The sequence below is a fragment of the Celeribacter sp. SCSIO 80788 genome (assembly GCF_051054295.1).
GTDB lineage: Bacteria > Pseudomonadota > Alphaproteobacteria > Rhodobacterales > Rhodobacteraceae > Celeribacter.
In genome coordinates this window covers 2,765,078-2,776,754 of record NZ_CP150482.1, presented here as the reverse complement: position 1 = coordinate 2,776,754, position 11,677 = coordinate 2,765,078, and the positions used below count along the sequence as shown (strand labels likewise).

Here is an 11,677-nt window from a genome sequence, read left to right as displayed (position 1 = left end):
CTGCCAATGACGGGGATTCTACATCCCTCAATCTGGGTTATCCGCTGCCGCCCCCGCCTTCCCCTGCCATGTGAGGGGCGATGTCTGGCGGGGTCGGTGTGTGCAACGGTAGCCGGAAAATCCACATGAGCGAGACGCCAAGGATCGAGCGATTGTGGGGTTTCTGGCGGGCGTCAGAGCATGGCCCCAAAAATCATCGTGGCAATTTAGTTAGCGGACGTGCGGCTTCAAAGATCAGCCCTGCCAAAAGTGCTGGACGGCAGCAATGCGGACGTTGCAGACTTTCACGATCAAGGGTGCATTGGCTGTTAGATCGCCGATCGGTCAGTGCTGAAGAGCATTAAGGCTTCACTGCTTGGGCTAATGAGGCGTATCTCTGCCTTGTTGCCCTTCTTCGGCGCGAATGGTTGCGTTCGAACTGATAATCGGTAGCGCTCAGTTGGTGCTGCAACCGGAGAAAAATGCTAAAGAACTTAGTTCCAGATTAGGCAAATTCGCTCAGAAATCTCTGTAAGATTTGCTAAGGCAAGACGTTGCTCACCAATTGCAAACTTGAACACGCCGTTAGGCCGCGCTGGTAGTCAAAGCGCTAAAAACTTCTTTCGAGACATGGTCTTCATCTGTCGCTTCAATAATCGCAATCTCACGTGTAAGTCTTTCAAGCGCAGCCTCATAGAGCCGGCGCTCAGAGTAGCTCTGCTCGCGCTGGTCGTCGTTGCGGTGCAGGTCGCGCACCACTTCCGCGATCGCGACTAGGTCACCCGAGTTGATCTTTTGTTCGTATTCCTGCGCCCGGCGGGACCACATGGCGCGTTTAACTTTGGATTTGCTTTTCAGGGTCTTCATCGCGGCGTCGATCACGCCGGGGCTAGACAGCGAACGCATTCCCACTTCGCTTGCCTTATTGGTGGGCACCCGGAGGGTCATCTTGTCTTTCTCGAAGGTAATGGCATAAAGCTCAATTCTGAAGCCAGCCACTTGCTGTTCCTCAATTGAATTGATTTGCCCCACACCATGTGCCGGATAAACAACGAAATCCCCAACCTTAAAACGGGCGTCCTTGGAAAATTGAGACGCGGATACCCCGGAGCGTAAAACTTTGAAAGGTTCTGTTTGATGGGGAGTTTCATTGCCAACGTTTACATCATTGACACCGATCCGCTCATTGTCCCCGTTTTTCTGTTTTGCCAGATGGTTTAGAAGGTGGGCAGGCTCTTCACCAGGCGAGACAACTGAAGCAGACATGAACGCTATTACTTCAGCTGCCTCGTTTAGCCTTGCGGCCATTTTTTCAGGGCCAGAAAGCTCTGAGTAGTTGGCATCTTCTTGGCTAGCGTTCATTCTTCTTTTTTCTCCCTTGCAAAAGGGTTTTTACTGGAGGCGGTAGGGCTTCAGCAGCAGACCGTCTTAAGTAGTCCAAATGCTTCTCCATTTCGCCTTCACGATCATAACCAATCACCAACACAATAAACTTACCATCCTGAACGAGGAGCATGAACGCAACCTCGAAACCATCGTGCACCGATCTAAACCTCAGGTCGCCTTCGGTGCGATCATCAACCGCCGACCTCGGTACTTCCTTCAGTTGGCGCGCCAAAACGTTTTGCCTTTCCGTAGAAACGCGCCAGTCCGCGAAATCTCTATTGGCCTTCTCAGTTCTCATCGCCACAACTTTTAGCGGAGGTCCTTCAAATTCTGACAACTTTACCTCGGCCTATGAGAGAACAATGAACAAACGAGAGCTCGGAAGTTTATGCAGATGACTGTTCTAGTCAATGCACCTTAGCCTATCTTTGGCGTCGCAAGCAATCTTCAGACAGTTTATCGTCGTTGCTGACGCCTGTAAGACCTCCAGCATTGGTCAAGTTGGGTTCAGAGTCGACTTGCGGCAGCAAGATAGCACTATCGCCCTATCCACCGTGCTCAGACCTCCAGCACAAAGGCCGGATCGAATTCGACCTCCTCGCCCGGATATCCCCGCTGGTTCGTGGCGAAGCGAATCGGGCCTTGGGCGCCTTCAATCGTCCGGCTCTCACCCTCGTGGCTGTGACCCCAGAGCCATGTGTCGATGTCGAGGCCCCGGATTTCGTCCCAGAGATCGCAGGCAAACCCGTTATTCATCGCGCGCTTCTCGTGACCGCCGATGGTGCGCCAAGGAGCGATCAACTCGCGCAGGGGAAGATGGTGGGTCATGACCATGGTCGGGCCGTTATACGGGGTGCGCAGGGCGGCGAGGATCGCAGCCTTGTCCTGCATGTGGCGGTCTAGCATGTCCTCAATGGTAAAGCAGGTATCGGGCGCGGTGCGAATGGCGCGGTAGTCCTGCATGTAGGCCGAGACCATGAGCCGTGCGAGCTCACCGAACTCGGGATAGAGTTGCAGGTCCGTCCAGAGCGTTGCGCCGATGATACGGACGCCCGCAATCTCGGCGGTCGCGCCATGCAGAACGCGGATGTCGAGGCCTGCGGCGCGCAGCTCTGCAAGCTGACGCTCCTCCTCAGTCAACAATTCCGACCAGACCGAGCCGTATGGCTCATGGTTTCCCCAGATGACCGCGACCGGGCAGCCATACTTCCGCGCGGCCCGTGCCGGAATCTTCAGATGCCGCCCCCGCGTTTGCGTATCGCCCGCGATCAGAACCCCGTCCACCGGCGCGGACAGGTCGGGCAGATCGAAGCCGCCCCAAAACTCGTCATGCAGGTCGCTCCAGACCAGAAACCGCGCCATGCGATGCCCTCGTTGATCGTGTGATAGTGCTATCGCCCTATATCACCATCGCGCACCTAGCGTAGATACGCCCTGATCGCATCCAGTGCCTTGGCCGATCCAGCAAGGCTGAACCTGTGCGCCCGCCCGCCGAAGCCGACCTCGACCCATTCCGCCGCGCGGATGTTCTCGACGAACAGCGCGGTCGCGCCCATGCCTGCGGTGGAATGATTGTCGAACAGAACCTCGCCGCCCCTCGCCTCGAAGTCCAGCGCCTCGCCGTTCGAGAAGGTGATCTGCACCCGTTCCCGCGCGACTGGAAACCGCCCGCCCAGCATCACTTTCACGGCGCAGTTTTCAAAGGTGCAGGCCCCGTCCGGCCCCAGCCCGTTCACCTCGTCCGAGCGGATGATCCAGATTTCATCACCCATCAGGCGGCGGGGGCTGACATCGCCCGTGGCGTTGGTGAAGGTCCAGAATTCGGCCCCGCCTTCCAGAGAGGCCTCGAAATACCAGCCCTCGGCCATAGCGGGGGAGGCCAGCGCGATCAGTGCGGCGGTGAACAATGCTTTCATTTCTTCAAATCCTCTGCCGGAATATCGACGCCTGCATCGGCCAGTGCACGGGCGATGAGCTGGCTCATCGACAGGCCGCGTTTGATCGCCTCCAGCCGCAGGGCCTTGTGGCCCTCGGCGCTGATGTAGAAAGAGGTGTGTTTTTGCTCACTCATGCAGCGGCCTCGCGGCGCAGGGCAGCAAAACTGCGCAGTGCCATGGTCAGGGCCTCAAAGCTCATCGCGTGGTCGGTGAACACCGTGTTGCCTGCCGTGACGCGAAGATCATAGCCGCCGCGCGCACCCACGCGGATGTCGAACTGCGCACCCGTTTCCGGCGCGCGCAGACGGCGCGGGCTGTGCCAGAACTGCTCTTCATCGGCGGGAACCAGATCGGCCACCAGCCCAAGCTGCGCATCGAGCAGGATGTCCAGAACAATGTCCAGCACCTCGGCCGCGCGTTCCTGATCCTCAATTGTGGCGTTGGTTTGGTTCTGCGTGACCCATTGCGGCGCGGTGAACTGGACGAGAAAGACCTGCAAACGGCGCTGCACGCCGTCAGGATCGTGAAGGCTCAGCGATACCATTTTTCGCGCCCCTCCGATGCGACAAATATCCCGGCGGCGATGGCGAAGGGGATTGCGGCAAGGCCAGCCAGCAGCATGAAGCCAACGACGTCGCCTGTGACAAGAAAACCAAGCCCGACGAGAAGCGGCAGCAGACCAATCGCCGCCACGATACCCGCCCGCGCCTTCAGATCGCGCCCTGTAAACCCTGCGCCCAGAACGCCCTTCTTTGCGCCGCAGGACGGACAAACCCGCGCCTCCTCGTGGATCTCGGTCATGCAGTGGGGGCATTGAGGCATGGGTACTCTCCAACTCGTCGAATGTATGTTAAAACAGGTAGAGTTAAAAGCGTCAAAGCACAATAGCATTGTGCATGAAGACGACGCCCAAAAGCCCCCTGCGAGATACTGTTGCGCGTAACATGCGCAAGCTGCGCGCCGAGCGCGGCTGGTCGCAGGAGTATCTGGCGAACGAGGCCGGTCTGAACCGGACCTATCTCAGTGCGGTCGAGCGCTCGGAACAGAACATCTCGATCGACAATCTGTATCGGGTGGCCGAGGGGTTTGGCGTTGAGGCGTGGACTCTGCTAAGGCCTTAGGTGTCGCCTCCAAGATCTTCATCAACAATGGCCTGCCAGGCAGCCATGTCCCGTTCATAACCGTGCGGTCGATCATCATCGCCGTAGTCGTCAGGATTAGGTGGTTGTGGGAGATTTTCCGGATGAAATTTGTACCTGGTAAGGACTTTAACTGATCCACGGATCATCTCGGGGTCCACGCGGGGCCAGTCACCTGTATCAGCCATGACGGCATGTCGAGCAACTTTCATCCGGGTCTTCCAATCCATGGTTGGATACTCGCGATCCAGAAACTCAAGGATTTTCATGAGGTCGTCGATTGCACTCTCAATGATCTGTGATGTCGGCTTGAGAGAGCGTCCCATTAGGAGCATGTCCAGATCGACGTCGATCAAGGTTGCGAGCCTAGCCAGTGAGTCTGAAGGAACAGGCCGCGCGCCACTTTCATAGGTATAATATGTGCGCGGCGTGATCCCCATCAGATCGGCCATATCCTGTTTTTTTAGCTGTCGGTTGATTCGAAGGGTTCGCAAGTTTTCGTGCAGAGGCGACACAGGGGAATGATAAGCCCGCCTGTAATCGAGCAAATCTTGCTTCATTTGCTTGCGTTTGGCCTGCTCTTCTTCTTCAGGTGTAAGCGGTTTCTGCGGAACAAACGGCATGGCACCCCCTAAATTCGGAACATATGTTCCGAATATGTAGAATATTTGTACTGGCTCGTGACTTCTTACCTATGGCCTGCAACTTCTTGCAAGAGTTAACGCAAAGTGCAGGTAGGGAAATGTCAGAGATATTAACGCAGAGTCAGACACCTGAAGCGTGGAGCGTGAGCTTGCGCGAACACGGCGTGCATGTTTCGCCCCGGCTTATCCGGGAAAAGGCGCACAGGACCGGGAACTTCTACAAGATCGGTCGTTTGATGTTGCTGACACCTGAGCACCTCGAAGCACTGATCAAGTCGTCACAGAAAGCGACGGGCCAGTAACGATGAATGGTGCGCCCGGCCCCTCTTTCGGTTCGGAAATTCTGGCAACCGGCAAGACACCGGACCAGTGGGTCGAGGTGTTAGTCAGTCGTGGGATCCAGATTACCGAACGAACGCTGCGAGAGAAGGCAAACCGGCTGGGCGCACGATTCAAGATTGGAAATGCGATGATTATCATCCCATCGCAACTCGACAGAATTTTGATGGAGAGTCAAGGATGCCGCTCGAACCCTACCAACGCGGATCGATCTACTGGGTCAAGGGCTGGATCGAATACAACGGTCGACCGATCGCCGGTCCATATCGCAAAAGCACGCGAGCGACTACTGAGGCTGGCGCAAGGGACTGGATAAGGGATGAAACGGAACTTCAGATCCGCAAGCATGTCATCGGCGAAGAACACACCTTGCGATTTGCTGACGCCGTTGAGATTTATCTCCCGTCGCCCCAAACGGCGAAGCAGCTCCTGCCGATACTGGAAGAAATCGGGGACTTGCCGCTCGGTGCGATCACGGGGGCGCTACTCAAGAGCCTTGGTCCCAAACTGAAACCGAAGGCCTGCACAGATACTTGGTGGCGCGAGATCGTGACTCCGGCGCGCGCGGTCATCAACAACGCGCACGAATTCAAGGGGACGCCACTCCTGCGGGTCAAGCGGTATGACAAGTTCGAGCGGATTGCCCAGGATCAGCGAAGGCAGAAAACCAGTCGGGTAGAGCGCATTCCGGCAACGCGCGAATGGATCGAGGCGTTTTGCGCGACGGCCGATCCTTACAACGCCGCGATGGTGCGCTTCATGTTTGAGACGGCAGCGCGAATTGACCAAGCAATTTCCATTGAACCGGACGATCTGAGGCCCGAAACCTGTGAAGTTCGCATCAAGGCCCAGAAAGGCCACGAGGAAAGCTGGATCGCAGTTTCACCTGAAATGATGGCTGAGCTTGAGGCCTTGCAGCCGAAGCGGCCTAAGAACCTAAAAACCGGACAACTCCTATCGCCCCGTGTTTTCGGTTACGGCAGCCCGACCGGCTATAACAATCGCTGGAAGACGATCTGCAAGTGTGCGGGCATTCCATATCTTTCGGCGCACCCCGCCGGGAGGCATGGGTTCTTCACAGAACTGGTAGTCCGGCAGGGTGTTGACCCGGTGACCGCAGCCAAGGCGGGGCGGTGGTCGGACCCCAATCTGCCGATGCGCATCTATGCCCATGCAGAGACCGACGAAGCCGCCATCAGGGCGCGTTTTCGTACGAAACCTGTACAGGCAGAAAAGCCGAAATCATCTAAGAAACGGAAAACAAAGAAGGAAACCGACGATGAATAACTCCCTCCTAAGGGGCAGGTTGCAGGTTCGAATCCCGCCGGGATCACCATCACTTCCTGTTTCTTGCGCGTTTTCATTTGCGATATATGCGCCCGCCGATAGCCTGCCTTGCTCAGAAGTTTTGGTGAACCTTTCGTCTGTTGCTAGGTGGGGCGCAGCTGCCCTCACTCACATTTTTGGACACCGAGTCTGATGAGTTCGGCGCCGGAGATGTGTGCTGGGCTGTAGGTTTTGTACCTTGCCTTTGTCATGTACCAGTGGCGGATTTCTGGGGGGTAATGAGAGGCGATGAATTTGGACCATTGGTCGAACTCCTCGGGAGTGAGTTTTTGTCCGAACCTGTAGGGGCCGTGGAAGCCGAAGCTGGCTTGCGGTGAGACGCAGACATTGTCGGCGCCGAGGAACATTGTGCAGCTCGACAGGCAGGCGCCGCGGCGGATTTCGACGCGTTGGCTGAGTCTGTTGATTTCTTCGATTTCGTTGTAGCGGGCGCGGACGCTGCCGCCCGGGTCGCCGTTGATGACGATCGTTGCGCCGGGCTGTTGCGATTTTGGCCGGGCGGCCTGTGCGCTGGTGCTCCAGAGGGAGAGGCACAGGGTCAAGGCGAGAAGGGGCGCGACAAGGGCGCACAGGTTTCTGGCGCGCGCCGAGGGCGCACGGACGGTCGGTTCGGAAAACATGAAATCACCCCACGTGACAAGTCGGGGGTGTTCTCACCCCGGAACACCGATCCCCATCGGTTCAGGTGGGATTAGAGCAGAGAAAGCCTAAGGAAGTGTTGATCCGGTGCGCGGCGGACAACGGAAAAGGCACCCGGGGAGGGTGCCTTTTCTATCTTCTCCGAACGCGTCTCGAGCGGCTTAGTTGGTCGAGGTTGTGCTGGTTGTGCTGGTCGAGGAGCTGCCGCCTCCGTTCGCCAGCGCCACCCCCAGAAGACCGATGGTCGGTGCCAGCAGGGGCAGCAAGTTCTGCACATCGCCCGGGGGCGGCAGACGGATCTCATCGCCATTCGGCTCGCCCGTGTCCTGAGCGAAGGCCGCGGGGGCGGAGAGGGCGAGAGCGGACATCAGCAAAACGGCATATTTGGACATGGTGTACTCACTATATTGATGGAAACTGCCCCGGAAACTTCAGGGGCAGTGTTTCAACCTTAACGATAGCATACGCGATTCAGGCTCCGATGGCATCGAAAAACGTGTCGTTCCTGTTTTTTCGCACCGGTTTGCCGGTCTTGCGCAAAAAATAGCGCAGACTGGCTCAGAATTATGCGCGCGCCTTTCCTATTCGAGCGCGGTCAGGCCTCTGTTGATGAGCGCAGGCGTGATCTGGCTGATGGTGCGGTTCCATTTCGTGACGGGTTGTTCGGCGACAAAGATGATGTCGTTGGGACGCAATTCGAACCGTGCGGCCAGGGTGAGAGAGGCGGCGTTCTTCGTGTTCAGCTGCCAGGCGGTGAGGGCATCGAAGGCCATCGGGTCTTCCGAGCCGCGCAGCACGTAGATATGTCTGGGATCTGCGGTTTGAATGGCGAGCCCTCTGCCGCCCTCATAGAGCGCGTCGGCCAGGCTGGCTTGCCGTCCGAGCGGGAGGGTGAAGCGGCCCTGCTGTCTGACTTCGCCGGTCAGATAGACATAGTCCCGTTGGGTGGCATCCAGCGCGACTTGCGCCTGATAATTGGAGCGGGCTTCTTCGAGTTGCCCGCGACGCAGCGAGACTTCGGTCTGCAATTGCGACAGGGCGGAGCTTCGCGCGCCCTGACGATATTCGGCGAGTTGAATCTGTTGCGCGAAATACGCGGAGGCCTGATCCAGCTGATAGGTGTCATCGACAAAGACGCTGTCGCCGGCCAGAAGGGGGATCTTCTGAATGCGGCTGTTGGCGTAGAGCGCTTCGAGCGGCACCTGGTAGATCGTGCCATCGCGGTAAATCCGCACGGAGGTGTAACCGAGGCTTGCGGCGGTTGTGCCGCCGACCTGTGCCAGGGCTTCGTCGAGATAGAGCGGCGTCAGAGTGACGGGGATCACGCCGGGGGCGGAGACCGCGCCGCCGATGGAGACTTTCTTGGAGTTGAACTGGGAGATCTCAAGGCTGAAGGTCGGTTCGATCTGCGCGGCGACGAGACTTTGGAACAGGGTCGCTTCGGCCTCTTCGAGGGTCAGCCCGGCAATGGCCACACGGCCGACATCGGGGATGGCGATGCTGCCGTCATCCTGGACGGTATAGCCCTGGCGGCTGTTCTGGGCGGCCAGCAGGCCGGAGAGTTCCTCGATCGAGGTGCCGGTGGGCGTTGCGAGCAAGACCACGTCTCCGATGCCGATTTTATAGGGTTGCGCGGCGGTTGCGGGGGGCAGGCGTGTTTCCAGCGCGCCGGGTCGGGTTTGCGCGGTATACGCCGGTTCGGGCACGTCTCCGGTGCCGCGCAGCCCGCTGCCGGTCCCGGCGGTGGTTTTGAACGCCGCAGGCAGGTCGTGTGGTGTATAGGCGGAGCGATTGGCGATCATCACGGATTGGGGGGTGACATCGACGACACGGACTTTGGCCTCGTTCGTTGTGCCGGAAACCACCCGCTGACTGTGATAGGCGGCGCCGCAGGACGAGAGCGCGAGGGTCGTGATAAAAGCAACTGCAATACGCAACGGGTCAGTCCTTGTTCAAAGTCACGGCGTGAGAGTGTCATAGCGAAAAACGACGGGTGCAGCCATTCGGTTTTCTTTTTTGCGAAGGATGCGCGCGCGAGGCGTCGCACATCCGGGGCGTGTCATGAGGCTTGTCGCAGGGCGTGTCATGAGGCGTGTCATGGGGGGCACATGTCCTGAGAACTGGTCAGTTTGTGTAATACTTGGCGCCATAAGCCCCGTAGGCCCCATAGGAATCCCCGTAGCCATAGTTTTTCATGCCTTTCGGGTCGATCTGGTTGAGCACCAGCCCGCTGACGCTGACCCCGACGGTCTCGAACATGCGCAGCGCGTTCTGGAGCTGGGTCTTCGTGGTCTTGTCCCAATGGACGGTGAAGAGCAGGGCATCGGCATGTTGCGCGAGAACCCGCGCATCGGGGACCACGAGCACCGGCGGCGTGTCGACGATGATCATGTCATAGGCGTTCCGCGCGGTTTCCAGAAAGGCGGCGAATCGCTCGGAGGACAGGATATCCGCGGCGTTGACCGTGCTGGGTTCGCTGATGAGGATGTCGGCCTTCATCACCGGGTCATGAATGACCGCGTCCTCGAGCGAGATCTCATTGGCGAGCACCGCCATCAGCCCCTTGGCGTTCTTGACGTCGAGGTACTGGCTGAACACCCTGCGCCGGATATCGCCTTCGAGCAGGAGAACCTTTTTGCCGAGCCCGACGAAGTTCTGGGCCAGGGCAAAGGAGATCGTGGTTTTCCCTTCGCCGGGCAGGGAGGAGGTCAGCATGATGACCTGCGGTGTCTTGTCCAAACCGGACAACATCACGGATGTGCGCAGGTTGCGGATCGCCTCCGCCTGGGCGGAGGCCGGTTTCTCGGCGAGATATTCCAGCCCTTCGCGGCGGTTGTCCGATGGCAAAAGCGGGATTTGTCCCATCACGGGCAGGCCGGTTTCCGATTCGAGTTCGGAGGCCTGACGGAACCCGTTCTGCCGCATTTCCCACAGCAGGACAAAGGCACTTCCGGCCATGGCGCCGAGGATCATGGAGATGGCCAGAATAAGCGATTTGCGGGGTTCGGCGGGACCGCCCGGCAGGACGGCATTGGACAGGATGCGGCTGTCCGCCTGTTGAATGCCTTCCTGAGCGGAGGTTTCCTTGAGGCGGCTGAGGAAATATTCGTAAAGCAGGCGGCTGGCCTCGGCTTCGCGGGTGAGTTGCTGAAGCTGGATCAGCTCGTCGCTTTGTCGCGCAATATCGGCCTCCCGCAGGGCAATGCTGGCTTCGAGGGAGCGAACCTGCGCCTCTGTGCGTTGCATCTGGGTGGTGGCTTGCATGAGAATTTGACCGAAGCGGGCGTCGAAGGCGGCGCCTTCGCCGGCTTCATGATAAATCGTCGTCAGGCGCGGGTCGCCCGCCACGTCGACTTTCTGTCCGGCGGGGGCGTTTTCCGCCTCGGTCAGCGCGTCGAGCCGTGCGGTTTCGCTTTGCAGCGCGCTGCGCATGGTCTGAAGCCGCTCGCGCAGCTCCTTGAGCTGACGTTCGAGCGCCTGGACGGTTTCGATGCTGACCACTTCCGAATTGGTCGAGAACTCGGAGACGCGTGCTTCGGCCTGTTCCAGATCCACTTTCAGATCTGCGACCCGGGTGGTGAGCCATTCGGAGGCATCGCGTGTCGCTTCGAATTTCACGTCCATCTGGTACAGGATGTATTGTTCGGCGATCGTATCTGCGAGGCGGGTGGATTTTGGCGCGGCCCCGGTCTCGACCGTGACCTGCAGGACATAGGTCTTGGGCAGGTTGCGTACGGAGATGCGATCCAGCAAGGCGTTGATCGCCAGGGTCATTTGTTGCTCTTCGCTCGCAGATGCGGGCTGTGACCGCGTCAGCGCGGTCTTGATCTTTGTCTTCAGACCGGGCGGGCGCAGGGTCGAATTGAACTCGGGATCTTCGGTCAGGTTCGCGGCGGTGACGACGCGCTCCAGCAAACGGCGGCTTTTGAGGACTTCGACTTCGGTGTTGATGGCTTCCGAATTCGTTCCCAGATTCGGCAGGACCGCGCCGAGATCCACAAGCTGTTCGCCGGAGGCATCCAGCAGGATCACAGAGGTTGCACGGTACTTCGGAGTTGCAAGAGCAAACACATATAAGGCGCCCAGCAGCGCGAAGGCCACGACACTTGCGATGATCCACAGTTTCTTGCGCCACAGGGCGCCGACCATCGCGCCAAGATCGATGACGTCGTCATCGGAGATGTTTGGGGAGGAGGACAACGCTAACTGGTTCCTTTTACATGATACTTTGTAAAATCAATCCGAAAACCGAAGAGAGGGCAACCGT

The 11,677-nt window shown here is 58.5% G+C and carries 13 protein-coding genes and 1 pseudogene; 2 read left to right on the top strand and 12 right to left on the bottom strand.

Going from position 1 to position 11,677, the window contains the following annotated elements:
- Positions 1-564: 564 nt before the first annotated feature.
- The 7 genes and pseudogenes from V1471_RS14010 to V1471_RS13980 form a co-directional block, all read right to left on the bottom strand.
- A pseudogene (locus V1471_RS14010) lies at positions 565-1,065 on the bottom strand (CarD family transcriptional regulator); the annotation flags it as partial.
- A gap of 265 nt (positions 1,066-1,330) precedes the next feature.
- Positions 1,331-1,702, bottom strand: a complete 372-nt coding sequence (locus tag V1471_RS14005) for a hypothetical protein (protein WP_434289639.1) — start codon at positions 1,700-1,702, stop codon at positions 1,331-1,333.
- A gap of 221 nt (positions 1,703-1,923) precedes the next feature.
- A complete protein-coding gene (locus tag V1471_RS14000) occupies positions 1,924-2,727 on the bottom strand; it encodes a metallophosphoesterase (RefSeq protein ID WP_434289637.1) in 804 nt (267 codons plus the stop codon).
- Positions 2,728-2,783: 56 nt separating this feature from the next.
- Positions 2,784-3,281 (bottom strand): hypothetical protein, encoded by a 498-nt coding sequence (locus V1471_RS13995; protein ID WP_434289636.1) that lies wholly within the window; start codon positions 3,279-3,281, stop codon positions 2,784-2,786.
- A complete protein-coding gene (locus V1471_RS13990; protein ID WP_250042147.1) occupies positions 3,278-3,436 on the bottom strand; it encodes a hypothetical protein in 159 nt (52 codons plus the stop codon). The genes V1471_RS13995 and V1471_RS13990 overlap by 4 nt, the downstream gene beginning before the upstream one ends.
- Entirely contained in the window at positions 3,433-3,846 is a 414-nt protein-coding gene (locus tag V1471_RS13985) for a hypothetical protein (protein ID WP_434289634.1), read from the bottom strand. Before V1471_RS13985 ends, V1471_RS13990 begins: the two co-directional genes overlap by 4 nt.
- Positions 3,834-4,103 carry a hypothetical protein gene (locus V1471_RS13980; RefSeq protein ID WP_434289632.1) on the bottom strand — a complete coding sequence of 90 codons (270 nt, stop codon included), beginning with the start codon at positions 4,101-4,103 and terminating at the stop codon, positions 3,834-3,836. Before V1471_RS13980 ends, V1471_RS13985 begins: the two co-directional genes overlap by 13 nt.
- A gap of 95 nt (positions 4,104-4,198) precedes the next feature.
- On the opposite strand from V1471_RS13980, the gene V1471_RS13975 reads away from it, so the two are divergent.
- Positions 4,199-4,423 carry a helix-turn-helix domain-containing protein gene (locus tag V1471_RS13975; RefSeq protein ID WP_434289630.1) on the top strand — a complete coding sequence of 75 codons (225 nt, stop codon included), beginning with the start codon at positions 4,199-4,201 and terminating at the stop codon, positions 4,421-4,423.
- On the opposite strand, the gene V1471_RS13970 is transcribed toward V1471_RS13975, so the two are convergent.
- On the bottom strand, positions 4,420-5,064 hold the full coding sequence (locus V1471_RS13970) for a helix-turn-helix domain-containing protein (RefSeq protein ID WP_434289628.1): 645 nt from the start codon (positions 5,062-5,064) through the stop codon (positions 4,420-4,422). The two genes, V1471_RS13975 and V1471_RS13970, sit on opposite strands and share 4 nt — an antisense overlap.
- 540 nt (positions 5,065-5,604) lie before the next feature.
- Here V1471_RS13970 and V1471_RS13965 point away from each other — a divergent pair.
- On the top strand, positions 5,605-6,711 hold the full coding sequence (locus tag V1471_RS13965; RefSeq protein ID WP_434289626.1) for a tyrosine-type recombinase/integrase: 1,107 nt from the start codon (positions 5,605-5,607) through the stop codon (positions 6,709-6,711).
- Between the two features lie 164 nt (positions 6,712-6,875).
- On the opposite strand, the gene V1471_RS13960 is transcribed toward V1471_RS13965, so the two are convergent.
- The 4 genes from V1471_RS13960 to V1471_RS13945 all read right to left on the bottom strand — a co-directional run bounded on the left by V1471_RS13960 (position 6,876) and on the right by V1471_RS13945 (position 11,610).
- Positions 6,876-7,391, bottom strand: coding sequence for a hypothetical protein (locus V1471_RS13960; protein WP_434287498.1), 516 nt, complete (start codon positions 7,389-7,391; stop codon positions 6,876-6,878).
- A 180-nt stretch (positions 7,392-7,571) separates the two neighbouring features.
- Positions 7,572-7,802, bottom strand: a complete 231-nt coding sequence (locus V1471_RS13955; RefSeq protein ID WP_434287497.1) for a hypothetical protein — start codon at positions 7,800-7,802, stop codon at positions 7,572-7,574.
- Between the two features lie 189 nt (positions 7,803-7,991).
- Positions 7,992-9,347 (bottom strand): polysaccharide biosynthesis/export family protein, encoded by a 1,356-nt coding sequence (locus V1471_RS13950; RefSeq protein WP_434287496.1) that lies wholly within the window; start codon positions 9,345-9,347, stop codon positions 7,992-7,994.
- A 187-nt stretch (positions 9,348-9,534) separates the two neighbouring features.
- The gene (locus tag V1471_RS13945; protein ID WP_434287495.1) at positions 9,535-11,610 is read right to left on the bottom strand and encodes a GumC family protein; all 2,076 of its coding nucleotides are present in this window, start codon (positions 11,608-11,610) and stop codon (positions 9,535-9,537) included.
- Positions 11,611-11,677 lie beyond the last annotated feature (67 nt).

What these genes read in the sequence shown, in the direction of transcription:
- V1471_RS14000 (WP_434289637.1), bottom strand. Translation starts at nt 2,727, where the DNA reads ATGGCGCGGTTTCTGGTCTGGAGCGACCTGCATGACGAGTTTTGGGGC.
- V1471_RS13995 (WP_434289636.1), bottom strand. Translation starts at nt 3,281, where the DNA reads ATGAAAGCATTGTTCACCGCCGCACTGATCGCGCTGGCCTCCCCCGCT.
- V1471_RS13990 (WP_250042147.1), bottom strand. Translation starts at nt 3,436, where the DNA reads ATGAGTGAGCAAAAACACACCTCTTTCTACATCAGCGCCGAGGGCCAC.
- V1471_RS13985 (WP_434289634.1), bottom strand. Translation starts at nt 3,846, where the DNA reads ATGGTATCGCTGAGCCTTCACGATCCTGACGGCGTGCAGCGCCGTTTG.
- V1471_RS13980 (WP_434289632.1), bottom strand. Translation starts at nt 4,103, where the DNA reads ATGACCGAGATCCACGAGGAGGCGCGGGTTTGTCCGTCCTGCGGCGCA.
- V1471_RS13975 (WP_434289630.1), top strand. Translation starts at nt 4,199, where the DNA reads ATGAAGACGACGCCCAAAAGCCCCCTGCGAGATACTGTTGCGCGTAAC.
- V1471_RS13970 (WP_434289628.1), bottom strand. Translation starts at nt 5,064, where the DNA reads ATGCCGTTTGTTCCGCAGAAACCGCTTACACCTGAAGAAGAAGAGCAG.
- V1471_RS13965 (WP_434289626.1), top strand. Translation starts at nt 5,605, where the DNA reads ATGCCGCTCGAACCCTACCAACGCGGATCGATCTACTGGGTCAAGGGC.
- V1471_RS13960 (WP_434287498.1), bottom strand. Translation starts at nt 7,391, where the DNA reads ATGTTTTCCGAACCGACCGTCCGTGCGCCCTCGGCGCGCGCCAGAAAC.
- V1471_RS13955 (WP_434287497.1), bottom strand. Translation starts at nt 7,802, where the DNA reads ATGTCCAAATATGCCGTTTTGCTGATGTCCGCTCTCGCCCTCTCCGCC.